This window comes from Chloroflexota bacterium, from assembly GCA_016887485.1.
Taxonomy (GTDB): domain Bacteria; phylum Chloroflexota; class Anaerolineae; order Anaerolineales; family Anaerolineaceae; genus Brevifilum.
This window is the reverse complement of the sequence record CP069395.1, coordinates 124,149-148,443: the sequence shown is the minus strand read 5'-3', so window position 1 is coordinate 148,443 and position 24,295 is coordinate 124,149. Positions and strand designations below refer to the sequence as shown.

Genomic DNA, 24,295 nt, shown 5'->3' with positions numbered 1-24,295 from the left:
CAGACCCTCCAAATAATAACACTTGTTACATAACGGATGTTATTTTATCAAGTTAATCAATTTCATGCAAGTGAAAATCCACCCAGTTCACCTAACAAATTCGCTCTGACCCAAGACAAATCCGCCAGGGTTTGATAGAATCAACCTAATATAACCTCACCAAATCGTGCCTGGGCCAAAACTCACCTTCACCCCGGGCGCAAGGAGATTTCATGTCACAACTAGCTGTTTTAGGGGGCTCCCCCATCCGAACCGAAGCCTATCCTGTCTGGCCCGTCTGGGACCAGCGTGATATTGATGCCGTAACACGCACAGTCAAATCCGGCCGCTGGGGTGGTTTTCCCTACCCCGGGCCAAACACTGCTGCGTTTTCTGAGAAGTTTGCGGAACTGCAGGGCGGCGGCACAGCCGTCACGATGATGAACGGCACCATCACCATGGAAGTGGCTCTGCGCGCGGCTGGGATCGGTTGGGGTGATGAGGTGATCGTCCCTGCCTACACCTTCCAGGCCACCGCAGCAGCGCCAATGGCTGCCGGCGCGATCCCAGTGATTGTGGATATCCACCCAGATACCCTCTGCACGGATCCCGCGGCAGTAGAAGCCGCCATCACGCCCAAGACTAAAGCCATCATCGTCGTGCATCTGGCAGCCCAGGTGACCGATATGGACGCGATCACGGCAATCGCCCAAAAGCACAACCTGATCGTGATTGAAGACGCTGCCCATGCCCACGGTGCAGAATGGCGCGGTAAGGGCGTTGGGTTATGGGGCGATTTCGGCTCTTTCAGCCTGCAGTCCGCCAAGTCACTGACCACCGGTGAAGGTGGTGTGCTCCTGATAAAAGATCCCCACCTGGCCCAACGTGCAGCCAGCATTATCGACTGCGGCCGCCCGAAAGACCCTGAGGGCGTGGAATTCACAATGGGCCAGAATTATCGCTGGTCCGAGCTGCATGCCGCCCTGGGGCTGGTTGCCCTGGAAAGGTTCCCCGAACAGTTTGAAGAGCGCTCAGCGATGGCGGATTACCTCGAAGAAGGCCTCAGCGATATCCCTGGCATCAGCCTGCTTAAACGAGACCTGCGGCAAACCCGTCGCAGCCTTTACCGCTATATTTTTAAAATTGATCCCGATTTCTTCGGCGTCCGGCATGATACCTTCTGCCAGGCACTTTCCGCTGAGGGCATCCCGGTGGATACCGGTTATCCGGTGATGAGCCGTTATGACCTTTTCCAACCCTACCTCTCCCACCTGGCTGTACCCTCTGCATTCCCAGAATACTTCCAGTTCGACCAGATGTCCTTCCCCGTCACCGAACAGGCCGCCGAAGTGACTTCAGTCTGGATGGGCGAATCGATCTTCCGGGCAGGCCGCAAGGGCATTGATGATCTCGTGGCAGGTGTGCAAAAGCTGGTGGAACATCGGGATGCATTATCCCAGATCACAAAAACTGACTGACGCTTGATGAATAAAGCCACTCGCATCCTCGTTCTGACACTGGTGCTATATGCCGCCCTGCTGACCAGTCTGCATGGGCTGTCTGAATACCATCAGGGGGCATCCCCCACCAATGGAATTTCGATCCATGCGATCGGCGCGCCTTGCGAGCCGGACCTGGTCTGGCATGCCTGCTTTCCCGCCCTGACGATCTTCGGAACCTACGACACTGCAGGGTTGATGACCCTGATCCTGACCGGGTTGCTGATCGCGCGGAGCATCCGACCAATGAAAAAAGCCCGTCAAGGCTTGTTGCTGATCCTGCTGGGTGGTTTATTATTTATATCAGGCGGGGGTTTCATCGCCTTCTTCATTGTCCTGGTTGCAGGCACAGCCGCTTTCTTTAAACCAAAAGGCAAGCAAGGTGAAATCAGCCCTTTTTCCCAGAAGATGGCAAATGGCTGGCCGTGGCTCTTGGTGATTTATTTACTCATCGTGGGGTTGGAAGCGCTGCTGGGGGCTTTCAATAACGAGCTGGCCAGCCAACTCAGCGGAATCCTGCTCCCAATCGAATTCACCATCCTGATCCTTGCCGCCGTTGCCGCTCATGCCTGGGATTTAATTCAAAACGAATCAAAACCGTAGTGGATGTAGGTCATGTGCCGCACAGCGCACGTGACAAGATATATCTCTCACGAATCACCCCATCCCGCCTATGGCACCCTTCCCCTCCAAAAGGGGAAGGGTATGGAACCTAAATAAAACCTCATGAGCGGAGGGGGTCCGCTGTTAGTACCTCATTGCACAACCGTCTTCAAGGAGCGAAGCGACGAAGCCCCTGGAGTGAAACGGAACACCCAAAGCGTTAGCGAGAGGGTGCATGAAGCGGTAGCGGAGGGGGTTCGCTGTTAGTACCCCATTGCACAACCGTCTTCAAGGAGCGAAGCGACGAAGCCCCCTTTGTGGCCTTTTCACAAAGGGGGTACTAATCAATACCCCATCGCGTATCCATCCTTGCGCGCATCCGACCCACCTGTGATCACACCGCTCTGCGGGTCACGTATGAGGATCTGTCCCCCGCCAAACATCGCCCTTTCCCGTCCACTCACCGGTGAAATCTTGTGTCCTATGTGGCGTAAGGCGGCCATCTCATCAAAGCTGAAACCTTTTTCCAGATACACCTCGCCCCCGGGGTCTGCCGCGCCCACACCCCCGCCGGCATCCACATCCAGACAGAACCGAGACATATCAAGCGCTTGCTGGGGGTTCATCTCGAGATCCACCAGGTTGGAAAGCGCTTGCAAATGCGCCTGGGGCTGCATGAAGCCGCCCATGATCCCAAAACTGGCGTAAAGTTCACTCCCTTTGGTGATCATCCCGGGAATAATGGTATGGTAAGGCCGCTTGCCGCCCGCCAGCGCGTTTGGATGCTCCGGGTCCAGGCTAAAAAGCGCAGCCCGGTTCTGCAGAAAGACCCCCGTCCCAGGAACGACCAATCCGGTTCCGCCGCCCATATAGAGACTGTTGATGAAAGAGCAGGCATTCCCCTGTCCATCCACCGCGCTCATATAGACCGTGTCCTCCCCCACCGGTTGGATCCCCGTCTGCAAATGTGGGATAGCCTTATCCCAGCTGATCATCTCCCGGCGGGAGTCGATATAACGCTCGGAAAACAGCTCAGCCATGGGAATAGCGTCAAAATGGGGATCACTCACCCACTGCAACGCCTCGGTGAATCCCAACCGCATGCACTCGATCAGGGTATGGGTGCGCTGGACGGGGTCCATTCCAGCCAGGTCAAAGCCATCTGCGATTCGGGCGGCCATCACAGCAGCCAGCCCCTGCCCATTCGGCGGGCATTCATATAACCGCACCTCGTGGTAATCGGCATAGATCGGTTCGACCCATTCCGCATCGAAGCCATGCAGGTCCTCAGACGTGAGCCAGCCCCCATAGCGTTGGACGTGTGAGCTCAATTTATCCGCAAAGTCACCCTCATAGATAAAATCCTTCCCCTCTTCAGAAATCCCCATCATGGTTTCGCCTAAAGTGGGTAATGTAACCATCTCCCCGACTGCAGGGGCCCTTCCCTCCAGCAGGAACTCCTTCCCGCTAGGCTGTGGCGGACCGGACCGCTGGAGGTGAAGGGGCAAGCTCTCATCCACAGTATCCCGCAGTAACCGGGAGGCCATCAGCTGCCAGCCAGAACCAATCCATTCCGTCACCGGATAGCCCTCAAACGCATAGCGAATGGCCGGTTTGAGAACGTCCGCCAAGGTCATGGTGCCGAAGCGTGCCAGAAGCGCAGACCAACCCGCCACGGTTCCCGGCACGCTGACCGCCGGCCCCATGAAGAGAGGCATTTGGGTATAACCCATTTTTCGGATGGTATCAATCGAGGATGCCTTTGCTGCCGGACCGCTCCCATTGAGAGCATAGACCTTCTTGGTTTTCGCATCCCAATAGAGGGCGAAACAATCCCCACCGATTCCGGTTGAGAAGGGCTCCACCACATTCAACGCGGCGGCCATCGCAATGGCGGCATCGGCAGCATTGCCGCCTGCTCGCAGCATATCCAAACCCGCCAGCGTTGCCAGCGGCTGACTCGATGCGGCCATTCCGCGGGAGGAAAGAACGTTACTGCGCCGGGATCGGAACTCAAAATCGTAATTCATTTGCCAGACTCCTGTTGATAGGATATGCTCATTTTTCGATTATACATGAAGCCGATGAATAGCACTCATTAATCGATTCTAGTTACACCAATTATTCGCAAAAATACGCGTTATAATCCAGAAGTTATGACGATTCAAAACCAAGCCCAAATGGAAAACCTCCGCCAATTCTTTGAGGACCTTTCCGTTGAATGGGATAACCACCAACCCACCGGCCGGGACCAGTTGCTCCATGAGCTGCTGGCACCCTATGACCCCTTTTTTAGCCAATGCCGCTCCATATTGGAAGTCGGCACCGGCACCGGTGCACTGATCCCAATCCTACGCCAACGCTATCCGGACATCAACCTGGTTTCGATGGACATCGCCCATCGGATGCTGACCAAGGCCGGTAATCGCCACCCAAGCGCCGCCCTGATCCAGGCAGATATCCATCATTTACCCATCGCTGCGGGTCAATTTGACGGCCTGATCTGCCATAACGCCTTGCCCCACTTCTGGTGGATGCAAGATGCACTGGCGGAGATGAAAAAGGTTCTCAGAGCTCCCGGCCACCTGCTGATCTTTCATGACATAAGCCGTGAGCACGTAAATGCCATCCATCAAAAGGCGCACAACCCCATTATCCATGATGACCTCCTGCCGGAAGGACTGCAGTTGGCCAAAATGCTCAAATCGACAGGCTTCCTGCCCCTGCAGGTCACCGATCAGAACGACCGCTACATAATCTATGCGAATTTGTCGCAGACTCGCTAAGATAAAACACCCATCTCAAGAAGAAAATTGTTTTAGCCCCCATAGCCGATCATTTTACCATTCATCACATGATTTCCTGATGAAACACATTTGTAATCCGCTGTTTAGCTTAAAAATATTGATGCTTTTTTTAAAATCGTATAAAATGAAATTCTAAACCGTCCGCTATTTTTCCATTGGTAAATCGAAAGGCAAATAATGAAATCACTCAAACCCATTCTTTTCGTTATTGTTTTTTTTAGTTTAATAAGCGCAGCTTGTCTCGTCTCGGGAACAACTGAAAATCCCCCTGCAACCGAGTCTGTAGAGCCAGTCACGCAGGAAGTGATCGTCGTTACAGCCACACAAGCTGTCGTCCCCCCTACGGCAGAACCCACAGAAGACGTTGTTCAACCCACCATCGAAGAACCGGTCTCACAAGAATCACCGGCTTATTTCACTGAAGAATTCGAAGGTGATACCGATGATTGGAGCTGGTTCCTCACCTCCGGCAATGAAAATGATATGGATCTCTATACCGAAGATGGCTATCTTGTTTTTGAACTGAACGGTGAAGAGCAATATGTTTATGTCGTATACGATCCCTATACCTATTCCGATGTCGGCATCGAAATTAGAGCAGAAAACCGTGGAATGAATACCAATAACGTTAGCCTGATCTGCAATTATTCCGACCGATACGGCTGGTATGAATTCAGCATCACCAATGGCGGCATGTTCTATATCTATGCGTATTCTGAAATTGATGGTGGCTATTATCTTTTAGGCAGCGGCGGTTCAACCAATGTTGTGATGGGTCGCGGTGTTAACACCTATGCAGCAACCTGCGATGGCAATGACCTGACCCTCTACATCAATGGCGTTCGGGAATATGAGTTGACCGATAATAAATACAATCTCAATGAAGGTCAAGTTGGTTTCGGCGTTTCCTCCTTCGATGTCCTGCCTATCATTGTGAATGTTGATTACGTGGCAATCTACTAATAATGATCGCCCAGCCATCACGGTGAGGATCTAATCTGAGATAAACTCGGAAGTGTCTTTCACCAATAATTCTTTTTGAACACAATTGCCACAGAGATGATTTAAGTGTCATCTCTGTGGTTCTTTAAAAGCAATGGTATGCTAGGAGAAAAGGTCACGGCGCCAGGAGAAGACCAGAATGGCTCACACCAGAAAGAAACTCAGAAAATTACCCGGCTGGATCGGGATCGGAATCATCACCCTGCTCAATACCATCTGGCTTTATTGGGGGCTGGGGGAAGCGTTCTATGAGGGTTGGGGCGTACCCGACACCCCCTGGTTCCTCTTCCTCAGCATTGCAGCAGTTGCCATCCTTTTCAGCCTGGCAGCCATCCGCTGGCCCTATGTCGGCGGCGGCATCCTGATCGCAGCCGGAATCGCTTTTGCAGTTTGGTGGCTGGTACCCGGTATCCAATCCGGCTTCTACAGCCTCGGGATTGCGCTCGAGCGGCTGTTACTCTCAGGCGGGTTCACGCTGGTTGGCGCGCTGTTCATCCTCGACGCTAAGATCAACCCCCGCCCGACCGAAGACGACCGCCCCTGGGTGAAGAAACACCTCCGAACCCTGCTGGCAGTTGGCATCCCCCTGCTCACGGGGCTGGTAGTGGCAGCCTACAACCTCCCCACTGTGCTGACGCGCGTGGATGATGGCGACCGGTCTGCCAGACTGATCGAAGGGAACGGTGTGGCACTCATTTGGGCACCAAAAGGCCCCGGTTGGAACCTGAAGCGAGACTTTGGGGGCTATCCCAGCTGGCGGTCACTGGCAACCTATGGCCTGGAAGTGCAGGGGCTGGAGACGGACATCAACGCCACTGAAGCGGACATGGCTGCCACCAGCGTTTGTGTTTATCTTTCTGAGGATGGCAAAATCCTAATGAACGAGCCTCAATACATCTGGCGGATGCCAACCGTGGACGAAATTGCGCGCTCACTCAGCCGGCATGGCGTCAACGCCGGCTGTACCTGGGATGGCGAGACCGGCCGAATGGATTGCGACCTGACGCCCGATAAGGAAACCCCGCTCTGGGCGCCGGACGAACCCCCGGTATATTTCTGGACCGCCAATGCTTATGATGATGAGGACGCCTATTACGTCAGCTACACCGGCTTTGTCTCACATCAGCCTAAGACCTGGGGCAACCCCCGCCATGGCTACCGCTGTGTGCGGGATCCATGACAGGGGCTGTCGAATTCAATCAAAAAAACCTGGCATCAAACTTGCCAGGTTTTTTGTTACCAACTAGGCCCTCCCTAAAATTTGAACCTAGTCAGCCTTTTTCGATAAAATCTCATTGACTACTTTCAGTCGGTTTTCCAGCCAGGTCTTTTCAGCTTGCGCAGGGTCGGCGTCGTTCACAAACCCCCGACCCATACCAACGCCAATGCCGAAACCACGGCCGCGTCCACGCCGTCCCCGGCCAAAACCAAAGGTCCGACTGCCGCGCTGCGCTGTTCCATTCCCACAAGGGCCTAATCCCCTGCCGGTTGGGCCTGAACCCTCAGGCCCCGTACCATCTTGATATGGCATATCAATATCCTTTCATTCGGATCATCTAATAGTAGAGTGTTATTCTGATTCAACGATCTCCAGGAGCGCGTTGATCTTCTGACAGGTCTCTTGAAGAGACTTTTCCGCCCGCTTGAGCGCGGCCCGGCCTTCATCCGTGAGCACATAGACCCGCCGTGGCGGACCCTGGGTGCCTTCCGAATCCCAATCGCTTTTCACCAGGCCGATTTCTTCGAAATCTCGCAAGACCCGGTAGATCGCGCTGGGGTTTGCGCCACCCAGTCCTAAATAATCCAGCCGTTCCAACAAGGCATAACCATGCTGAGGCTCTTTGGAGAGGAAAGCCAACAATGCCGGCTCTATCAGGCGAACATCCATTAGAGAGCGATCACCCATCCAGCGCCTGCCGCGCCCGGGCCTGCGCCCTCTGCCCCCACCGGGGCCGTGAATACCATCACGATTTAAATTGTGGTGCATATCTTTATTCTCCTTTCAGCTATATTATACATATCTATTGTCATTTTGTCTATAGTGTGGGATAATATTGATAAAATAGTAATACAAAGGAGAAACACAATATGATCCTCTTCATTACAGCCCAGGGACAAACCTTGGAAGACCGCTTCAACACCAAGTTCGGACGCACCCCCTGGTTCATCCGATTCGATTCCGAATCCGATGAGTGGGAAGCGTTTGAAAACAATGCCACCGCCCAGGCCCACGGCGCAGGTGTGGCAGCCGGGCAATTCTTGATTGATCACGGCGCTCAGACAGTCATCAGCGGCCATTTTGGTCCCAATGCTTATCAAGCCCTCTCAGCGGCAGGTATCCCGATGCTGGTCCAGACCGATGATACAAAATCGGTCCAGGAGGTTATTGACCTTTGGCGGGCAGAAAAGCTGGAAACCGCACATTAAAGGACATCCCGAATGAAAATCGCAGTCGCAAGCGGCAAAGGCGGCACGGGCAAGACGATGGTATCCACCAGCCTGGCAGCCAGCCTAAACGGGCAAACATCACTCTCCTTCCTGGATTGTGACGTGGAAGCCCCCAATGCCCATCTTTTTCTCAAACCCAATTTCACCGTTGAAGAACCGGTCTCGGTTCCCATTCCCGAAATAGACCCAGAACGCTGTACCCGCTGCGGGCGCTGCGTTGAGGTCTGTGAATACAATGCCCTGGCCAAGATCGGCGACCGAATGCTGGTCTTTCCGCAGCTCTGTCACTCCTGTGGGAGCTGCACCCTGGCCTGCCCTGAAGACGCAATCACCGAAGTTGGCAAGTCCATCGGCACGCTGCGTGAAGGCCAAACGGCCTCCGGGATCACCTTCCTTAATGGCGAACTCTCGATTGGCGAACCGATGCCCACACCCATTATCCGGGAGGTAAAAAAAGCCGTCCCAAAAACACCGCTGACCGTCATCGACTGCCCACCCGGCGCATCCTGCTCCGTGGTCACAGCTATCTATGACGCCGATTACGTCATCCTGGTGACCGAACCGACCCCCTTCGGCTGGCATGACCTCAAACAGATGCTGGGGGTCCTCAAAGAGACCGGCGCCCCGGCGGGGATCGTGATCAACCGGGACGGGATAGGCGATCAGGCGATCGAAGACCAACTCGCTGCCCTCCCCCTCCCCATTCTGATGCGAATCCCCTTCCGGGAAGACATCGCCGCCAACCTGGCGCGGGGTGACCTGCTGACTGAAATTCTGCCTGAATATCGTGAAGCATTCCAGTCGCTCTATGATCAGATCATCGAACAAACCCAAAGGAGCGCCACATGACCACCCAAACTCTAGCGCCCAAACAACTGGTGATTCTCAGCGGCAAAGGCGGCACGGGCAAAACAAGCGTCTGCGCCGCGCTGGTGGACCTAGCCTCTCAATCCCCCCATCCGGCAGTTTTCGCCGATGCCGACGTAGATGCAGCCAACCTGGCCCTGGTCACCGCCGCGAAACCGCTAGAATCACACTCCTTCTCCGGCAGCCAAATTGCGAAAATTGACCCGCAGGAATGCTGGAGCTGCGGTCGCTGTGCTGATGTTTGCCGGTTCAACGCCATCCAGCACCCCGCCGGTGAGCGGACCGTCTATGTTGTAGATGCTCTGGTCTGTGAAGGCTGCGCGGCCTGTGTGTATGCCTGCCCCTTCGACGCCATCGAGATGCAAACCCAGCAGGATGGCGAATGGTTCCACTCCCTAACGCCCTACGGCCACCAATTCCACGCGGAACTCTTCCCGGCGGCTGAAAACTCCGGCAAACTGGTCACGCTGGTCAAACAGCACGCCAAACTTTTCGCCGAAGACAACACCCTGCCCTTGATCCTGGTTGATGGCCCTCCGGGGATTGGCTGCCCGGTGATCTCTGCAGCCTCAGGGGCGAACCTGGCCCTGCTGGTCACCGAGCCGGGGCTCTCCGGCGTGCATGATCTGGAACGGATCGCCGGCACCCTGCAGCACTTCAACATCCCGGCCCTGGTGGTGATCAATAAGGCTGATCTCTATCCGGAAGGCACTGAGGAAATCCGGGAACGGGCCGCCGAATATGATTATCCGGTTATCGGTGAAATCCCATTTGACCCAGCTGTCCCCCAGGCAATGACCGCCGCCCAGCCGATTACCAAATGGGCGCCGGACTCCCCTGCCGCGCAGGCCATCCGCCAGGTATGGACTGTTATTCAGCAACAAATCTTCGGGGAGGACCAACATGTGTGAAAATGAAACCTTGAAGCAAGTCCTGCTGGAAAATCTGAAAAAAGTGATTGACCCGGAGACCGGCGCGGACGTGATCCGCATGCGCCTGGTGCAGGACCTGACCGTGACTGAGGATGGCGACGCGAACTATATTTTCCGTCCCTCCTCATTCGTCTGCCCGATTGCGCTCACCCTGGTAATGGAAATAATCGAAGCCGTCAAAGCCACCCCCGGCGTCTCGCACCAGCAAGTGACCGTGGTGGATTATGCCGGGGCAGAAGAATTGAATAAGATCCTCGCATCGCTAAATCTATAAGCCGTAAGACTTCCCTGTTTGATTCGCTTCTGAATAGGGATTCCTCTATAATTTAAGTGGTGATATTTGCGCCTCTCAAGTTAAAGGAGGACACATGCCCGATAAACCCGAAGGATGCGCAACCCCATCCAAGGGACCTATCGCACAAGCTCAAGCGACACCAACAGAACCTATCGTTGCTGGAAAGGAGCTCTTTATGGAACGAGCGCAAGTTGGTAAACCCGCACCCGACTTTGAATTGACGGCTTTTTATGGGGATGGGTTTACAAATGTAAGACTGTCCGATTACAAGGGCAAATGGATTGTTGTCTGTTTCTATCCCGGTGATTTCACCTTTGTCTGACCGACCGAATTAACAGCGGTCGCTGTTAAATATCCCGAACTCCAGAAAATGGGCGTGGAAATTGTTGCCATCAGCACCAATAGCCACTTCTCACATAAGATCTGGCAGGAAGTTGAACTGTCAAAAATGGTGGATGGGGGCGTCCCCTATCCATTATTGGCTGACGCGGGTGGTCGCGTGGGTGAAGTTTACGGCGTCTATGATCCCGGCAGCGGTGTTGATATCCGCGGCCGGTTCCTCATTGACCCCGATTTCGTCATCCGGGCCATGGAAGTGCTGACCCCGGAGGTCGGCCGGAATGTTTCTGAGCTGATCCGCCAGGTAAAAGCCTTCCAGCATGTGGTCAAAACCGGTGAGGTGACGCCTTCCGGCTGGCAGCCAGGTAAACCGACCCTGAAACCAGGGCCGAACCTGGTTGGCAAAGTCTGGGAGCAGTGGAAGCCTGACGAGGCTTTCTAAGTTCACATCTCCTCTAAGGCGTAAAATATTACTACTAAGCCCAGGCCTAGGCCTGGGCTATTTACTCTTATCAATAATTGAAAAGTTATTATTCTTTATCAGTCGATTCAAAAGAAAAGACAAAGTAGCCTTCAGAAAAATTTGTTAAAGTTCTAAATCAGCCTCCGATGGCTAGTTTGTAAATATTCTATTTTCCAAAAGGAAAGGAAACTGATAAATGGTCTATGAAGTTGCATATTTTACCCGTACTAATACTAGTAAAAGGGTCGCTGAGAAGATTGCCCCGGCACTTTCCTGTCCATGCATACAAATCACAGACGATAAAAACTGGAATGGTATATTTGGGTATATCAAAGCAGGTTTTTATTCCACTGTTCACAAATCTGTCGCCATCGAGGTCCATGGCACAGTGGAAGATGCAGATGAAATTATTTTTGTCGCTCCGCTTTGGGCTGGAGGGCTCGCTCCGGCAGCAATTGCCTTTCTTGAATCGATACCAAGAGAGAAAGTACACCTGGTTGTGGTGTCGCTGGGAAGCCATGTCAAGGATAGAGCTGGGTTCAAATCCATCCATGACATCACGGATCAGGCGGGCAATGAGGATGTCGTGATTGATAAATTGGTACGTGAATTTAAGGCTCAAGCGAAGAAATAACGGTAATGAAAAAGTTTTAGTATTTTCATTTACCCACGAATATTCAAGGAACAAAAAAGAGGCCTTTAGATGAAAAGGCCTCTTTACATTTTGTATAAGAAAAAATTTTACAACTTCACATCACCACAGAGGAACACCCGAACACCCAGGGCATTCAACATGGCGGCTTTGGCGGCCAGGGCCCGATCGGCGCTTTCGGCATCCGGCGCATAGGCCACGTTGATGTGATTGGCTTTATGTTTGGCCATGAATTGGTCCCGGCTGACGCCGTGCAGCACACCGTGCATGATCGGCCACTCCTTGGTGGTCATTTCCCAGCGGCGTTCGGTCTCTTCACGGGGCAGGGCAACCGAAGTGCCGCGGCCCAGGTCAGCGTTCAGGCGGCCATCTTCAACATAAACCCGGCTCCATACGATCTCACCCGGCTTGGAGATGCCGCGCAGGGTGCCGCCACCCATCGGGAAATACTGCGGGGGCTGCCGCCAACTATCTGCGCCTTTATAACCGTCAATGAAATGGGCAGGTGGCACCGCGCCGGAGATCAGGAATACCCAGACAAAATCATTCACGCCGTCACCCTTATACCATTCACCATAGCGAACATCATGGAGGGTCGTTTCCGGGGAAAGCCCCATTTGACTCCAGACCCGATTGGTGATCAGTGCGTCCACGCCGGCGCCTTCGTCCACCTCGTTAAAGTGGACCACGGCTTTCCCAGCGAAGAGTTCTTCGCCCGTCTCGGGGTCATAGACCGGCGGCCGGTCCACGTTATTCAGCAGACCTTCCGCCAGATCAGATGCGGGGGCCATATCCTTCAGGCCCTGCTGATATTGAATGCCGATGATATCACAGCCAAAGAAATCCGCCATGCGGGTGGCCGCGATGTACATCTTCAATTGCAAGTGAATCTGGTTATCGGTCAACTCAGTTGCCTCATCCGTGCCGGTATGGAAGGTCATCCCCTTCGCATCCAACCAGGCGCGGGCCGCCTCCGCTTCCTCATCAGTCACCTGTTTCATGGCGGCCAATAGAGCGGATTGGCTCATCCGCTCCTTATAAATTCCCAGTCGATTGAGAAATTCATCATCAATGATGGCGTTATACATGCCCATGCAGCCCTCATCGAATATGCCCATGATGGCCTTATTAGCCTGCATTTCCTCAGCCAGCGTTTCACCCAGGGCTTTTTCCGCCTCAGGCAGCTTTTGCGGGTCAAGGCTGCGGACATGATCGAGTTTGTGAGTGACTTTGCCTTCCTTCAACCACTGGCGCAAGCCGTTCAGGAAGAATTCATCGGTAAAATCCACACTCCAGAGTGTGCTGTATTCAACGCCCATCTTGGTGAGCGAACCATTGATGTTAAGCATGCCCACCAACCCAGGCGCGCTTCCGCTCCAGTTTGCGACGGTCAGGATCGGGCCTTTGTGTGAGCGCAAACCAGCCAGTATATGATAGCTGTATTGCCAGACGGCTTCCGCCACGACCAACGGCGCATCCGCCGGGATGGATTTGAATATATCCATACCCATTCGCTGGTTTGAGATGAAACCATGTTTATTCTTCTCGTCAATGGGATGGGCGCGTACCAGGTCCCAACCTTCGTTGGCAAAAGCCTTAACCAATGCATCTTCCATGGCGGCCTGATAGGGCCAGTCTGATTGATTGGCCGAAAGGCGCAGGTCCCCGTTGGCAATCAAGAGGGCTGTACGCTCAGGAACAGGGTCGGGATGGATAATTTTGGGTAGATCGTAATTTGGCATGAGAGACCCTTTGTCTAAGAAATAGAATTATTACGGTTATTATAATATCGTTCCGAACGCGATACCCCCTTTTTTTCTATACTCTCTGCTATATTTTGCAGAAAAAAATTTCAATAAATTACATGATAGAATTAACGACCATTCAAACCCTAATTTATCCTGGAGAATAATATTGGAAACTACAAAACAGGGAAGAAAACCGTTTCTTTTTTTTATCCTGACGTTTGCATTTTCATGGATTTTATGGCTGCCATCCATTCTTGCAGGATTAGGGGTTGATTTAAGCATTGATGCGACAGCCTACACCTCGATCACAGTCCCAATAGGCGCATTCGCTCCTCTATTAGCCGCCTTATTTCTAATCATCAAACAAAACGGGTGGAAAGGTGGTTGGAAATTCTTTAAACAGGCATTTGACTTAAAGGTCAAGCCTCTTTATCTCCTCGCCGCAGGATTAATTCCAATCATCATCCATCTCATTTCACATTTCCTTGCTCCGCTGCTGGGCTTTCCGGTCGCCAACACCTTATTCCCAGCCGAATTAAATGTCCCCTCCATCCTTATTGCCATCCCCTATTTCCTCCTCATGCTTGTCATAGGCGGAGGCCAGGAAGAATTCGGTTGGCGCGGATATGCACAAGAACCCTTACAAAAGCGCATGGGCGTGATCCCCGCAAGTTTATTAATTGGGTTTGTATGGGGATTATGGCATTTGCCGCTATGGGTTATGCCGGGAGATGGTCACTCAACTTATCCTTATATCGCGTTCCTCATTATGACGACTAGTATCTCGGTTATATATGCCTGGCTCTTCAATGCCAGCAATCAAAAATTGAGTACCGTGATTATCTTCCATGCCATGAGTAACACAGCTGCCCCGCTCTTGCCATTCCTCCATGCAAAAGCCGGAATACCTGAAACGGGCTATTGGGTTTATGCTATGATCAATCTGCTCAGTGCTCTCGTCGTTGGTTATTTCATTCTAAGGTCTGAACGGAAAATCAAGACACAAACAAGAAGTGTGTAAATTAATTTAATAAATTTTCAACCAATAGCAATCAAATTACAACACAGATAATAATAGAGGCCTTTCTCTTGAAAGGCCTCTTATTTTTATGAAGTACTTTACTTATTCTCCTGCATAAGCTCGCAGCAGAACCGCTCCTTCAGCGGACTGGATCGTATATGTTCCCAACGCGGCGGGCAACAAGGTGAACTTAACGGGGTCCAGTTCGATCCCGGCCACATTCGCCTGACCTTCCAAAACGCCCCAAATTTCAAGGGTTGAGCCATCACAGTTGCCATTGAACTGCGCGCCGGGTTCCAAATAGACGCGTTCGGTGGTGAAAGTTTCATTTACACAGAGCTTCTCACGCTTCATCCCGTCCTGCTCTTCAACCACCCGGGGCGGCATAACCGTCAGGCCCACCTGGTCAAACCGGGAGACCTCAACGGCCTGTTCGGTCTGCAGCGGACGCAGCTTGCCATCAAATCCAGGCCGGTTCCAATCATAAACACGATAAGTGGTATTGGAATTTTGCTGGATCTCTGCCACGACAGCCCCTGCCATCAATGCATGGATCGAACCGGCGGGTACGCAAATGTAATCGCCGACTTTGATCGGAATAATATTGATTTTGTCTTCCACGGTGCCGTTTTTCACTGATTCCACCAACTGTTCAGGTGTCATTTTCTCAGCCAGCCCGAGGGTGACACTCGCGCCAGGTTCCGCGTCGAGGACAACCCACATCTCATTCTTGCCCAGCTCATTTTCCAGATGCGTTTTGGCCCAGGCATCATTGGGGTGCACCTGCAAGGAGAGATTCTGCCCAGCCTCCAGTAACTTGACCATCAGAGGGAATTTCGCCTGCTCGGCAAACCATGCAAACTTGGAACCAACCAACTCCACACCGAATTTTTTAATCAATTCGGTGAGATTTTTGCCGGCAAATTTTCCATTGCTCACCTCGGTCATGCCATCTTTATGATCGGCGATGTCCCAGCTTTGACCAATCCGCTTGCCCTCAGGCAGCTCCCGGCCAAATTTACTTAAATTCCGACCGCCCCAAACATCCTCGGTAAATATTGATTTAAAAATCATAGGATATAGTTCTGTCATCATTCCTCGCTTCATTGAAATTATTCTGCCTTAACGATACTACATTTCATGGTTCATGCGGGCACCAAATGAACATCCACGCCCATTTCAGTGATCGCCTGGACGATTCCGGGGTCTGCGTCGCTGTTTGTGACCAGAATGTCTATTTCAGGCAGTCCCATCACTCGTGAGAGCGCGCTCTTGCCAATCTTGGTTGAATCAATCATTGCAATCCGCTCCCGGGCACTTCGGCACATCACCCGCTTCATACTATCATAAATTGGTGATGGATCCACCAATCCTTCCTTAAGAGTCAGCCCGGCAGCGCTCACTAAAGCCCGGTCCACCCGGTAAGCATGGAAAAAGTTCTCCGCCTGCGGACCGATGAAGATCGCGTTGGGTTGGTTGAGCACACCACCACAGCAAAGTACGGTCTGGATCGTATCATAGACCTGGGCCAGGGTCAGCGTGTTCAGCCCGTTGGTGATCACCGTCAGGTTCGGGGCATCGAGGTGCGGGATCACGCAGGCCACCGTGCTGCCCCCTTCCAAAATCAAGTCATCGCCAGGTCTAATGATCTCCCGAGCTACATATTTGCCCAAAGCGATCCGCCGGGGATCCTGCAAGCCGGCTGGGAAAGGATAACCGTGGTGCGTCCCTGGCACCCCACTCTCCAACAGTTCGCCCTGGCTGCCCAGCTCCCATTCCGGGATAGCCAGCCCGCCATGCACGCGCTTGACCAGCCCCTGCTCTTCCAGGGATTCAATATCCCGCCAGATGGTCATTTGGGAGACGCAAAAATGCTTGGCGACATCTATCGTTGAGAGAAACCCCTTATGCTGAAGCCACTGTAAAAGCTGGTTTTGACGCTCCAATTGCAGCATTTTCTATCCTTTGATAACAATTAGTAACATTATATAACACGTACGCCAAATAAATGATAATATCTGTTATCTGAAACGTCAATCCCCGGAGACCCTTTCCGGTAACTCAAGGAGAATTATTAAAATGACAAAAGCCCCCATTACACGACTTGAACTTTCAAAGATGATTGACCACTCCCTGCTCAAGCCCACCCTCACCCGCGAAGATACGATCAAGGGCCTGGAAGTGGCAATCAAGGAGCAGGTGGCCTCAGCAACAATCAAACCCTGCTATACAGCGCTGGCTGCGGAGATCCTCAAGGGCACCGGCGTGCTCGTGAACCCCGTAATCTGCTTCCCGCTGGGATATGATACCACCGAGACCAAGGTTTTCGAGACTAAACAGGTAATTGACCAGGGTGCTGAGGAAATTGATATGGTACTGAACCTGGGTGCGCTTTTCGGCGGCGATTACCAGTTCGTGCAGGATGACATCGCGGCCGTAGTGGAAGCCGCTCAGGGCCTCACCGTCAAGGTGATTTTGGAAACCGGCTATTATGAGGATATGGACCTGATCGTCAAAGCCTGCCAGCTGATTGAAGCAGCCGGTGGCGACTTCGTCAAGACCAGCTCCGGCTTTGCCTCTTCCCCCTATAAAAACGAATTCGGTGAGACTGTCGGCTACACGAATGATATTCTGCGCCTGATGCGGGCCTCAGTCAGCGACAAGGTCCAGGTGAAGGCCGCTCAGGGTGTTCGCCGGCTGAAGGATGCCCTTGAAGTGATCGAAATTGGCGCCACCCGCTTTGGTGTGAGCCGCACAACCAACCTGATGAAAGAATACGACGAGACTTACGGATAGGCTTCTTTATCTACTTCTTTTGTAGGTCCGGCTGCCGATGCCTCTGGGCAGCCGGACCTTGTTTATTTTTGAATATTCCATTCCGGATTGAATTTCTCTATTATTCCGCTTTCCAATCCGGCAGCCAAATCAATTTCCACATCAGAATAAAATAACGGTATCTTTGGAATAAATGCATAAATATCAACTTTATCTGTTGTAGATAGTGCGGTAACCAATTCAGCATTGACTCTGAAATTTGTCTTTTGCGAATCATGACCAACTTTATAGAGGTATATTCTTTTTTGAAGCGATTGAATTGACTTTCCAATATATTTAATATCACCATTAACAACAAATGCATAGAGAATCTTCTCATCTTCAGAGTTTTTTACAAGATCGAATATCAATTCCTTATCTTGTAACATCCAAAAACCAACTTTTTCAAAACCCAGATTTACCAATTGTTCTATAGCTAAACCATGGGGACTGCTTTCTATCCCTGTTAATTTCTGAACCTCATTCTTAATTTCAGTACTATTAGGGATATCCTCTTTACTCGTGCAAAGATAATTCCCTAGCTTTCCATCCTCTCTATAACGTCTGATAATTTTCCCCTTTTTCGCTAACTCGTTACATTTCCGATTTACTGGTTGTTGAGGTTTTCTAGGTCCATCAACAATATCTGTAATTTCCCGATCTGTTAGCCCATCCCCTTCATTAAGTAACGCCAAAATCCTTTCTGCCCTAGTCATAATTTCCTCCAAATCAATTTTCTATGTAAACCTTCAATCGCAGTATAGACGAAAATTTAAAATCGCACAATTTATCTTTTAAAATTCTCTGTATACCCTTACACAGAGTATTTTGGATAGGTGGTATGTCGAATCCACCCCATCCGACCTTTGGCGCCCTTCCCTCGTCGAGAGAAAGGGACAAGAAAGGGATTAACGGAAAAGAGACATTGTTTTCAATGTCTCTTGAAAACTCAATTTCAACTTTTTCGTTATATCCACACCCTTCGCCTGCTCGATACCTGATCTACTTACTACCCCACTCAATCCTTCGGGAATGAGAAATGCATTTGGACAATCACCCATTGACCTGACCGCTTTTCAAGGGTGCCGGTCCAGCGGCAATTATCCCATCCAATCGGCTGGCCTTTCCATTCGGCGTGATCGTCCAGGAAGCACGAGAACCAGGCGGCATTCCCCAACTCTGCGAATTTAATCCTCATGTCGCGAACGGCAAAATCAGTCGCTTTAAATTCATCCTTCAGCCAAATGCCTTCACCAAAGGTTTTGAAGGCTTTGAAACCAACGATGGTTGATTGTGAATCGGGATGGTAAATAAAGAAATCCTCATCATCCGCCAAAATCGAATACAGGCGGTCAATGTCTTTTGTCAACGCCCAGCCGATCGAATCACAAATAACCTTTTCAACCTCGAGTCTCTCAGTTTCCGTTGTCAAAACTACCTCCTATCACATTGGAATGGCATTATAATCTTATCGCTAAAACCCGCTATCACCCATCACATAACTGGTTTCCAAGGAAGATGAATGATGCTCACTCAAAACCATCGAGATTTACACCCCAGCCAACTCCACAAGAATAAGATCACTCTACTTGCGATCCTCCTATTATTAACCAATTTTCTCACAGCCTGCTCTACCCAGCAGGTGAAATTTGATGATCAAAACCAGTTATCCTATGGCGATTTGCAAGTGAAGCTCATTGAAGTAGGATTTACTCGGATACATGAAGGATTTGTGTGTGATAATAGCAATTACCAACATCCTTTCGTCACACTTCAGCTAACCTGCAGTGATGATGCAGTGAACGGTTGTTACATTAAACTCACGCTCGCGGTTAAATATGAGGATGGCGCAAGTTGGGGTAGAAGTTATTTTAGCCAATCCACTTCACCTACCGACTTTCAACCAAAGACCATATTCCTGCAGCCAGGCACGACCAATGAAATCACCTTTCGTCCAAATAACGCAGTACGCCAATGCTGGTCGATTCACGAATTGGTCAAGCAAATCACCTTTGTTTTTCGAGATGAGACGGGCAGCATGAAAGACCTCCGAACGACTTACAAACCGGATTAACCGAATAAATTTACATAAGACAAGAGACGCTGCAACAGCGTCTCTTATTTGATTTATCAATTTAACTTTCTCTGCTCTTATATATCCACCTGAACACCATGCTTCCGCGCACTCCAGGCTGCCATGCCAACGATCCCGGCATCGGTGCCCAGTTTGGCTTCCACGATCTCCACGATATCGGATGGTATCAGAAATGCGCGATTTGCCACCTCCTGACGAACCGGATCAAGCAGCAGGTCACCGGCTTTGGCCACACCGCCGCCAATCACCACCCGGCGGGCACCCACGGAGGTCAGCACATTCGCCACACCGATCCCAAGGTACTTGCCGACCCGTTTCCAAACCTCCAGCGCCCATTCATCCCCCATCTCAGCCGCTTTGGCAACCACTTCCGCGGTCAGTTGGTTGAGGTCATGGTCAATCAGATCCACAATCTTAGTCTTCCAGCCCTGGCGAACGCCGCGTGCGGCCTCGGCGGCAATGGCCGGGCCGGAACAGAAGACTTCCACACAGCCATAATTACCACAGCCGCATTTTGGTCCATTGGGGTCCACCGTTTGGTGGCCAAGTTCGCCGGCGGTTCCGCCGATACCCAATACCAATTCGTTATTGATCACCAGGCCGCCGCCAACACCCGTGCCCAGTGCAAAGCAGGCCATCGAATCGACTCCTTTGCCCGCGCCAAATGCCCACTCACCGTAGGTGATCGCGCGGACATCATTCAGCATGACGATTTTCATCCCGATGTAGGATTCGATCCGCTCACCCACTGGAATACCGCGCCATTCACCATACAGGTTGGGCAAGAACTCAGTGGTGTTGGTTTCTAGGTCGATAACGCCCGGCGCACTGATTCCCAACCCGCCGATCTCGTCCTTATTCACCCCGGATTGGGCAATCAAATCCGTGATCAGATTCGCGATCCGCTCCATCACCGATTCCGGTCCCTGACGGGAAAGCGTTGGGGCCGAATCCGAGATCAGAACGTGTCCATCTTCTACGTTGACCAGGCCGGCTTTGATGTTCGTGCCGCCCAGGTCGCATCCAACAAATATCTTCATCTTTGAGACTCCAAAGGTAATAATGACTTTTTTTAAATCTATGCTAATAATACCTTCCATCTCTCAAAAATGAGAGATGGATTTTGGTCTAAGGGTCTCACTTAATGAAGATAGGGTTTCAAGACATCCCGAGAGATCTCAAAACCGCGTTTAACCAACTCTTCTGTACCTTCAAACTTGCGGTCCTCATGCTCAATCGAGAGGACATAGTCATAGCCCCAGCGATAGAGTGCGCTGATGAAGCCGGGCCAGTCCACTTCGCCCAAGCCGGGCAGCCTGGGAATCTGCCAGCCCATGCCCAGGGAGAGGATGCCGTTTTCATAAAGGCCTTCCCGGTCAATCTCAAGGTCCTTGGCGTGCACATGGAAGATGCGGTCCGCGAATTCGCGCACCACCCGCTTAGAGTCGATCATCAACCAGATCAGGTGCGAAGGGTCGAGGTTCAGGCCGAAGTTCTCATCAGGGATGATCTCGAACATTTTTCGCCAGATCGCCGGCGTTGAAGCCAGGTTATTGCCACCAGGCCATTCATCATTGGAGAAGATCATCGGGCAGTTTTCAATTGCGACCTTCACGCCGCGTTCCTTGGCATAATGGATGATTGACGGCCAGACCTTGGCGAAAGCATCAAGATTTGCCTCAATCGTCTTATCTTTGTCGCGGCCAACAAAAGTACCAACAATCGGTTCATCCATCACCAGAGCCGCAGCATCGATCACCTTCTTCAGGTGGCCGATCACAACTTCGCTATGTTCCGGATCGGGATGCAGCGGGTTAGGATAGTAACCCAGGGAGGAGATTTCCAACCCATTGGCCTTCATGATGGCCCGGGCCTCATCGGCGCCCTTCTTATCCAGATCGGTCACATTCAGAGTGGTCACACCTGCATAACGGCGGGTGGCCTTACCCACCGGCCAGCAGGCCAGTTCCAGCATTTCAAATCCATTGGGAGCAGCCCATTCGGCCACTTCCTTTAAGCTCTTGCCGGGGAAAGCAGCAGTCATCAAACCGAGTTTCATTTTCCATTCCTCCAGTTGGTTCTAATCCGAATTAATACGCAACATCCACCCAGCCGCCTTCGCGGGCGCTCTTCAGGATCGCCTCATCGACCAAAATGGTGTTATGGCCGTCACGGAAGGTCGGGAAGTCAGGTTTTACGCTATAGTCACCGGCAGCGATGTAGCGATAGACCGCCATCTGCAGGTGTTTGAAGGTGTCCGGGAAGCCTTCGGCATGCCCACCGGGATAGGAAGCCGTCCAGCGTACATCCTCGCTCATCAGGGAGGGGTCCTTGATCAACACCTGATTGGGTTCCGGCCGGTGACCGATCATCAATTCGTTGGGAACTTCCGAATTCCAAACGATTGAGGATTCTGAGCCGTCGATCTCAAAGAACAACCGGTTCTTGCGGCCGCTGGAGACCTGCGACACGGTCATCACACCCCGGGCGCCATTCTCAAACTTGAGCAGCACAGAGGCATAATCCTCCGTACGGATTTCCTTCTCCTCATAGGTCATATCGACTTCGATCTTGCCACCGAAGGTGTCGATCTTCTTGGTGGGTTTGCGCCGGATGGGCAGAAAGGTCTCGAAATCCGCAAACACTGAGCTGATCCGAGTTCCGGTGATAAAGGTCACCAGGTCCATCCAGTGTGAGCCGATATCAGCCACCGCACGCAGGTCACCACCCAGTTCAGGCTCCAGCCGCCAGTTCCAGTCCGTGTCATAGAGCAGCCAGTCCTGCAAGTAGGAACCCTGAATGATGTAGATCTTATCGCCCAGCTCACCGGCTGCGACCCGCGCCTTGGCTTCATGCACCAGGGGATAAAAGCGGATGTTGAAATTGACCGCATTCACCAGGCCCTTCTCTTCCGCAAGCCGCACCAGTTCCGCTGATTCCTCAGCGGTCATCGCCAGCGGCTTTTCGCAGATCACATGCTTGCCCGCTTCGAGGGCTGCCTTGGCATGCTTGAAATGGAGGAAGTTTGGGGATGCAATATGCACCACGTCAATCTCCGGGTCATTGACCAGGTCGTTGAAGTCGCCATAGGCTTTTGGCACCAATAAACGCTCGGCAGCGGCTTCGGCCAGTTCCTGATTGGCCTCACCAATTGCCAGAACTTCAAAACCCTGCCGCCGGATTCCTTCCATGTGCGCGGGGCCGATGAACCCGACACCCACCACACCGACTTTAAATTTCTTTGCCATTAAGAGACTCCTTTCCAAAAGTAAGTTCCATTCCGAAAAAATAACAGTCTCACAGCAGCGATGCAACCCATTAATTCAATTGACCCCTGCTGGAACGGTTTATAATCATGGTGCCGGCCCACAGGTGCAATACCACGTGCGAACAACACCATTCGGGAGTATTATACAGGCAAACACACCAATAGGTATCATAAGCAAACATAAACTAACGTTATTTCACATTTATTGACATCTCAGGAGGATCCGATGGACCCCAGAACCCGCATCCAGACCGCACTCAAGCACCAGCAGCCCGACCGGGTGCCTTTGGCCTTGTGGGGCGGCCCGTATGGCCTGGTCGATCCCCTATATTTTGATCTGGTCAAGCTGCTGGGTTTAGGCGAACCGGAGCCACCGATCCGTGAAGGGCATACCGTCAACCATATGGATGACCGGCTGCTGGAAGCTCTCGGAATGGACACGCGCCTGATCTGGCCCGGCGCTTCTCCCTCCAGTCCCACCCACCCTTCCCCGGAAGGCGACCTGATCTATGATGACTTTGGTCAGCCCTGGAAACAGACCTATCCCTACTATTCCGCCACAGAGGGACTGCTGAAGAATGCCTACTCTATTGGCGCAATTGATGAGCTGGTGGACTGGCCGGACGTGAATGACCCGCGCTGGACTGCCGGGGTAGCTGAACGAGCTGCCAGTCTGAAAGACAGCGGCTATTTCGTGATCGGCCGGATGGTCGTCTCGCATGGACCCTATCAGATGGCTTGTGACCTGAGGAGTATGGAAAACTTCATGATGGATATGATGATGGAACCGGAGTTCGCCGGCGCACTGCTGGACCGGGTGACCGACATCATCATCGGCCTGACCCGAAATTACCTGGAGGTAGCCGGCCCGGCAATGGATTTGATCGAACTGCCCGGGGATGACTACGCCGCCAATGACAACCTGCTATTTTCCCCCCGCCTTTTCCGCAAAATGATCCGCCCCTGCCTGGAACGGATCATTGCGGCAGTGCGGGAAGTGCGCCCGGATATCGCTATCATGCTCCATTCCGATGGCGCCATTGGGAAATTGGTGCCGGACTTCATCGAGATGGGTATAGATGTGGTGCACCCCCTCGAGCCGGTCAGCGGGATGGATCCGGCCCAGGTTAAAAAGGACTATGGCGATCAGATCAGCTTCCTGGGCGGCGTGGATATCTCCCACGCCATGCCCGGTTCACTGGCGGACGTCCGCGCCGACGTAGACCGCTGCCTGCGGGACCTGGCTCCCAGCGGCGGCTACATCCTGGCCCCCTGCAATCACTTGCAAGCGGACGTGCCCGCCGAGAATGTGATTGAACTCTTTAAGTATGCCAGGGAAAATGGCGCAGATTAGTTAACGAAAGACCGCTGCGGAGGTACGCAGCGGTCAGAGCGGCTCTCTTTGCAGAAAGCCAAATTCCCCTGTTGGTGCAGGGGTTGATGCGAGGAGTCAGCCGATCGTC

The 24,295-nt window shown here is 52.2% G+C and carries 26 protein-coding genes; 15 read left to right on the top strand and 11 right to left on the bottom strand.

All coding sequences use genetic code 11. The features are described 5' to 3' along the window. Positions 1-212 precede the first annotated feature (212 nt). The gene (locus tag JR338_13000; protein QRN84498.1) at positions 213-1,457 is read left to right on the top strand and encodes a DegT/DnrJ/EryC1/StrS family aminotransferase; all 1,245 of its coding nucleotides are present in this window, start codon (positions 213-215) and stop codon (positions 1,455-1,457) included. A 6-nt stretch (positions 1,458-1,463) separates the two neighbouring features. Beyond that, positions 1,464-2,081 (top strand): hypothetical protein, encoded by a 618-nt coding sequence (locus JR338_12995; GenBank protein ID QRN84497.1) that lies wholly within the window; start codon positions 1,464-1,466, stop codon positions 2,079-2,081. A gap of 344 nt (positions 2,082-2,425) precedes the next feature. Here JR338_12995 and JR338_12990 read toward each other — a convergent pair whose 3' ends face one another. Continuing rightward, positions 2,426-4,111 (bottom strand): gamma-glutamyltransferase family protein, encoded by a 1,686-nt coding sequence (locus tag JR338_12990; protein ID QRN84496.1) that lies wholly within the window; start codon positions 4,109-4,111, stop codon positions 2,426-2,428. Between the two features lie 126 nt (positions 4,112-4,237). Here JR338_12990 and JR338_12985 point away from each other — a divergent pair, with 126 nt between their 5' ends. The 3 genes from JR338_12985 (at position 4,238) to JR338_12975 (ending at position 7,070) form a co-directional block, all read left to right on the top strand. Next, entirely contained in the window at positions 4,238-4,867 is a 630-nt protein-coding gene (locus JR338_12985) for a class I SAM-dependent methyltransferase (GenBank protein ID QRN84495.1), read from the top strand. Positions 4,868-5,065: 198 nt separating this feature from the next. Then, entirely contained in the window at positions 5,066-5,851 is a 786-nt protein-coding gene (locus JR338_12980; protein QRN84494.1) for a hypothetical protein, read from the top strand. A gap of 178 nt (positions 5,852-6,029) precedes the next feature. Beyond that, positions 6,030-7,070: a hypothetical protein gene (locus JR338_12975; protein ID QRN84493.1), complete on the top strand. Its 1,041-nt coding sequence runs from the start codon at positions 6,030-6,032 to the stop codon at positions 7,068-7,070. Between the two features lie 87 nt (positions 7,071-7,157). Here the strand turns inward: JR338_12975 and JR338_12970 are convergent, their stop codons facing one another. Both JR338_12970 and JR338_12965 read right to left on the bottom strand, forming a co-directional pair. Beyond that, on the bottom strand, positions 7,158-7,421 hold the full coding sequence (locus JR338_12970) for a DUF5320 domain-containing protein (GenBank protein QRN84492.1): 264 nt from the start codon (positions 7,419-7,421) through the stop codon (positions 7,158-7,160). Between the two features lie 39 nt (positions 7,422-7,460). Beyond that, the gene (locus JR338_12965) at positions 7,461-7,877 is read right to left on the bottom strand and encodes a helix-turn-helix transcriptional regulator (GenBank protein QRN84491.1); all 417 of its coding nucleotides are present in this window, start codon (positions 7,875-7,877) and stop codon (positions 7,461-7,463) included. 101 nt (positions 7,878-7,978) lie between these two features. On the opposite strand from JR338_12965, the gene JR338_12960 reads away from it, so the two are divergent. The 6 genes from JR338_12960 to JR338_12935 all read left to right on the top strand — a co-directional run bounded on the left by JR338_12960 (position 7,979) and on the right by JR338_12935 (position 11,868). After that, the gene (locus JR338_12960; GenBank protein QRN84490.1) at positions 7,979-8,317 is read left to right on the top strand and encodes a NifB/NifX family molybdenum-iron cluster-binding protein; all 339 of its coding nucleotides are present in this window, start codon (positions 7,979-7,981) and stop codon (positions 8,315-8,317) included. 12 nt (positions 8,318-8,329) lie between these two features. Beyond that, positions 8,330-9,187, top strand: a complete 858-nt coding sequence (locus JR338_12955) for an ATP-binding protein (GenBank protein QRN84489.1) — start codon at positions 8,330-8,332, stop codon at positions 9,185-9,187. Next, a complete protein-coding gene (locus tag JR338_12950) occupies positions 9,184-10,116 on the top strand; it encodes an ATP-binding protein (GenBank protein ID QRN84488.1) in 933 nt (310 codons plus the stop codon). The genes JR338_12955 and JR338_12950 overlap by 4 nt, the downstream gene beginning before the upstream one ends. Further along, complete coding sequence (locus JR338_12945; GenBank protein QRN84487.1) at positions 10,109-10,411, top strand: DUF59 domain-containing protein; 303 nt, start codon at positions 10,109-10,111, stop codon at positions 10,409-10,411. Before JR338_12950 ends, JR338_12945 begins: the two co-directional genes overlap by 8 nt. Before the next feature lie 94 nt (positions 10,412-10,505). Further along, positions 10,506-11,213 carry a peroxiredoxin gene (locus JR338_12940; GenBank protein QRN84486.1) on the top strand — a complete coding sequence of 236 codons (708 nt, stop codon included), beginning with the start codon at positions 10,506-10,508 and terminating at the stop codon, positions 11,211-11,213. Positions 11,214-11,430: 217 nt separating this feature from the next. Further along, positions 11,431-11,868, top strand: a complete 438-nt coding sequence (locus JR338_12935; protein ID QRN84485.1) for a hypothetical protein — start codon at positions 11,431-11,433, stop codon at positions 11,866-11,868. A 107-nt stretch (positions 11,869-11,975) separates the two neighbouring features. On the opposite strand, the gene JR338_12930 is transcribed toward JR338_12935, so the two are convergent. Next, the gene (locus tag JR338_12930) at positions 11,976-13,628 is read right to left on the bottom strand and encodes a fucose isomerase (GenBank protein ID QRN84484.1); all 1,653 of its coding nucleotides are present in this window, start codon (positions 13,626-13,628) and stop codon (positions 11,976-11,978) included. Between the two features lie 172 nt (positions 13,629-13,800). Here JR338_12930 and JR338_12925 point away from each other — a divergent pair, with 172 nt between their 5' ends. Continuing rightward, a complete protein-coding gene (locus JR338_12925; GenBank protein QRN84483.1) occupies positions 13,801-14,655 on the top strand; it encodes a CPBP family intramembrane metalloprotease in 855 nt (284 codons plus the stop codon). Between the two features lie 102 nt (positions 14,656-14,757). Here JR338_12925 and JR338_12920 read toward each other — a convergent pair whose 3' ends face one another. Together JR338_12920 and JR338_12915 are read right to left on the bottom strand one after the other, a co-directional pair. Then, positions 14,758-15,729, bottom strand: a complete 972-nt coding sequence (locus JR338_12920; GenBank protein ID QRN84482.1) for a class I mannose-6-phosphate isomerase — start codon at positions 15,727-15,729, stop codon at positions 14,758-14,760. Positions 15,730-15,800: 71 nt separating this feature from the next. Further along, the gene (locus JR338_12915; GenBank protein QRN84481.1) at positions 15,801-16,610 is read right to left on the bottom strand and encodes a DeoR/GlpR transcriptional regulator; all 810 of its coding nucleotides are present in this window, start codon (positions 16,608-16,610) and stop codon (positions 15,801-15,803) included. A 124-nt stretch (positions 16,611-16,734) separates the two neighbouring features. Here JR338_12915 and deoC point away from each other — a divergent pair, with 124 nt between their 5' ends. Further along, entirely contained in the window at positions 16,735-17,451 is a 717-nt protein-coding gene (deoC, locus tag JR338_12910) for a deoxyribose-phosphate aldolase (GenBank protein ID QRN84480.1), read from the top strand. 62 nt (positions 17,452-17,513) lie between these two features. Here deoC and JR338_12905 read toward each other — a convergent pair whose 3' ends face one another. Continuing rightward, the gene (locus JR338_12905; protein ID QRN84479.1) at positions 17,514-18,185 is read right to left on the bottom strand and encodes a GIY-YIG nuclease family protein; all 672 of its coding nucleotides are present in this window, start codon (positions 18,183-18,185) and stop codon (positions 17,514-17,516) included. A 302-nt stretch (positions 18,186-18,487) separates the two neighbouring features. Continuing rightward, complete coding sequence (locus tag JR338_12900; protein QRN84478.1) at positions 18,488-18,901, bottom strand: nuclear transport factor 2 family protein; 414 nt, start codon at positions 18,899-18,901, stop codon at positions 18,488-18,490. Between the two features lie 90 nt (positions 18,902-18,991). Here JR338_12900 and JR338_12895 point away from each other — a divergent pair, with 90 nt between their 5' ends. Then, on the top strand, positions 18,992-19,543 hold the full coding sequence (locus tag JR338_12895) for a hypothetical protein (protein ID QRN84477.1): 552 nt from the start codon (positions 18,992-18,994) through the stop codon (positions 19,541-19,543). A gap of 77 nt (positions 19,544-19,620) precedes the next feature. Here the strand turns inward: JR338_12895 and JR338_12890 are convergent, their stop codons facing one another. The 3 genes from JR338_12890 to JR338_12880 form a co-directional block, all read right to left on the bottom strand. After that, entirely contained in the window at positions 19,621-20,604 is a 984-nt protein-coding gene (locus JR338_12890; GenBank protein ID QRN84476.1) for an ROK family protein, read from the bottom strand. 101 nt (positions 20,605-20,705) lie between these two features. Further along, complete coding sequence (locus JR338_12885) at positions 20,706-21,623, bottom strand: sugar phosphate isomerase/epimerase (GenBank protein QRN84475.1); 918 nt, start codon at positions 21,621-21,623, stop codon at positions 20,706-20,708. A gap of 31 nt (positions 21,624-21,654) precedes the next feature. Beyond that, positions 21,655-22,812, bottom strand: a complete 1,158-nt coding sequence (locus tag JR338_12880; GenBank protein ID QRN84474.1) for a Gfo/Idh/MocA family oxidoreductase — start codon at positions 22,810-22,812, stop codon at positions 21,655-21,657. 246 nt (positions 22,813-23,058) lie between these two features. On the opposite strand from JR338_12880, the gene JR338_12875 reads away from it, so the two are divergent. Beyond that, positions 23,059-24,186 (top strand): hypothetical protein, encoded by a 1,128-nt coding sequence (locus tag JR338_12875; protein ID QRN84473.1) that lies wholly within the window; start codon positions 23,059-23,061, stop codon positions 24,184-24,186. Positions 24,187-24,295 lie beyond the last annotated feature (109 nt).

Bases quoted from the DNA above. Each gene is read 5' to 3' on its own strand.
- JR338_13000 (QRN84498.1), top strand. From the start codon at position 213: ATGTCACAACTAGCTGTTTTAGGGGGCTCCCCCATCCGAACCGAAGCC.
- JR338_12995 (QRN84497.1), top strand. From the start codon at position 1,464: ATGAATAAAGCCACTCGCATCCTCGTTCTGACACTGGTGCTATATGCC.
- JR338_12990 (QRN84496.1), bottom strand. From the start codon at position 4,111: ATGAATTACGATTTTGAGTTCCGATCCCGGCGCAGTAACGTTCTTTCC.
- JR338_12985 (QRN84495.1), top strand. From the start codon at position 4,238: ATGACGATTCAAAACCAAGCCCAAATGGAAAACCTCCGCCAATTCTTT.
- JR338_12980 (QRN84494.1), top strand. From the start codon at position 5,066: ATGAAATCACTCAAACCCATTCTTTTCGTTATTGTTTTTTTTAGTTTA.
- JR338_12975 (QRN84493.1), top strand. From the start codon at position 6,030: ATGGCTCACACCAGAAAGAAACTCAGAAAATTACCCGGCTGGATCGGG.
- JR338_12970 (QRN84492.1), bottom strand. From the start codon at position 7,421: ATGCCATATCAAGATGGTACGGGGCCTGAGGGTTCAGGCCCAACCGGC.
- JR338_12965 (QRN84491.1), bottom strand. From the start codon at position 7,877: ATGCACCACAATTTAAATCGTGATGGTATTCACGGCCCCGGTGGGGGC.
- JR338_12960 (QRN84490.1), top strand. From the start codon at position 7,979: ATGATCCTCTTCATTACAGCCCAGGGACAAACCTTGGAAGACCGCTTC.
- JR338_12955 (QRN84489.1), top strand. From the start codon at position 8,330: ATGAAAATCGCAGTCGCAAGCGGCAAAGGCGGCACGGGCAAGACGATG.
- JR338_12950 (QRN84488.1), top strand. From the start codon at position 9,184: ATGACCACCCAAACTCTAGCGCCCAAACAACTGGTGATTCTCAGCGGC.
- JR338_12945 (QRN84487.1), top strand. From the start codon at position 10,109: ATGTGTGAAAATGAAACCTTGAAGCAAGTCCTGCTGGAAAATCTGAAA.
- JR338_12935 (QRN84485.1), top strand. From the start codon at position 11,431: ATGGTCTATGAAGTTGCATATTTTACCCGTACTAATACTAGTAAAAGG.
- JR338_12930 (QRN84484.1), bottom strand. From the start codon at position 13,628: ATGCCAAATTACGATCTACCCAAAATTATCCATCCCGACCCTGTTCCT.
- JR338_12920 (QRN84482.1), bottom strand. From the start codon at position 15,729: ATGATTTTTAAATCAATATTTACCGAGGATGTTTGGGGCGGTCGGAAT.
- JR338_12915 (QRN84481.1), bottom strand. From the start codon at position 16,610: ATGCTGCAATTGGAGCGTCAAAACCAGCTTTTACAGTGGCTTCAGCAT.
- deoC (QRN84480.1), top strand. From the start codon at position 16,735: ATGACAAAAGCCCCCATTACACGACTTGAACTTTCAAAGATGATTGAC.
- JR338_12905 (QRN84479.1), bottom strand. From the start codon at position 18,185: ATGACTAGGGCAGAAAGGATTTTGGCGTTACTTAATGAAGGGGATGGG.
- JR338_12895 (QRN84477.1), top strand. From the start codon at position 18,992: ATGATGCTCACTCAAAACCATCGAGATTTACACCCCAGCCAACTCCAC.
- JR338_12890 (QRN84476.1), bottom strand. From the start codon at position 20,604: ATGAAGATATTTGTTGGATGCGACCTGGGCGGCACGAACATCAAAGCC.
- JR338_12885 (QRN84475.1), bottom strand. From the start codon at position 21,623: ATGAAACTCGGTTTGATGACTGCTGCTTTCCCCGGCAAGAGCTTAAAG.
- JR338_12880 (QRN84474.1), bottom strand. From the start codon at position 22,812: ATGGCAAAGAAATTTAAAGTCGGTGTGGTGGGTGTCGGGTTCATCGGC.
- JR338_12875 (QRN84473.1), top strand. From the start codon at position 23,059: ATGGACCCCAGAACCCGCATCCAGACCGCACTCAAGCACCAGCAGCCC.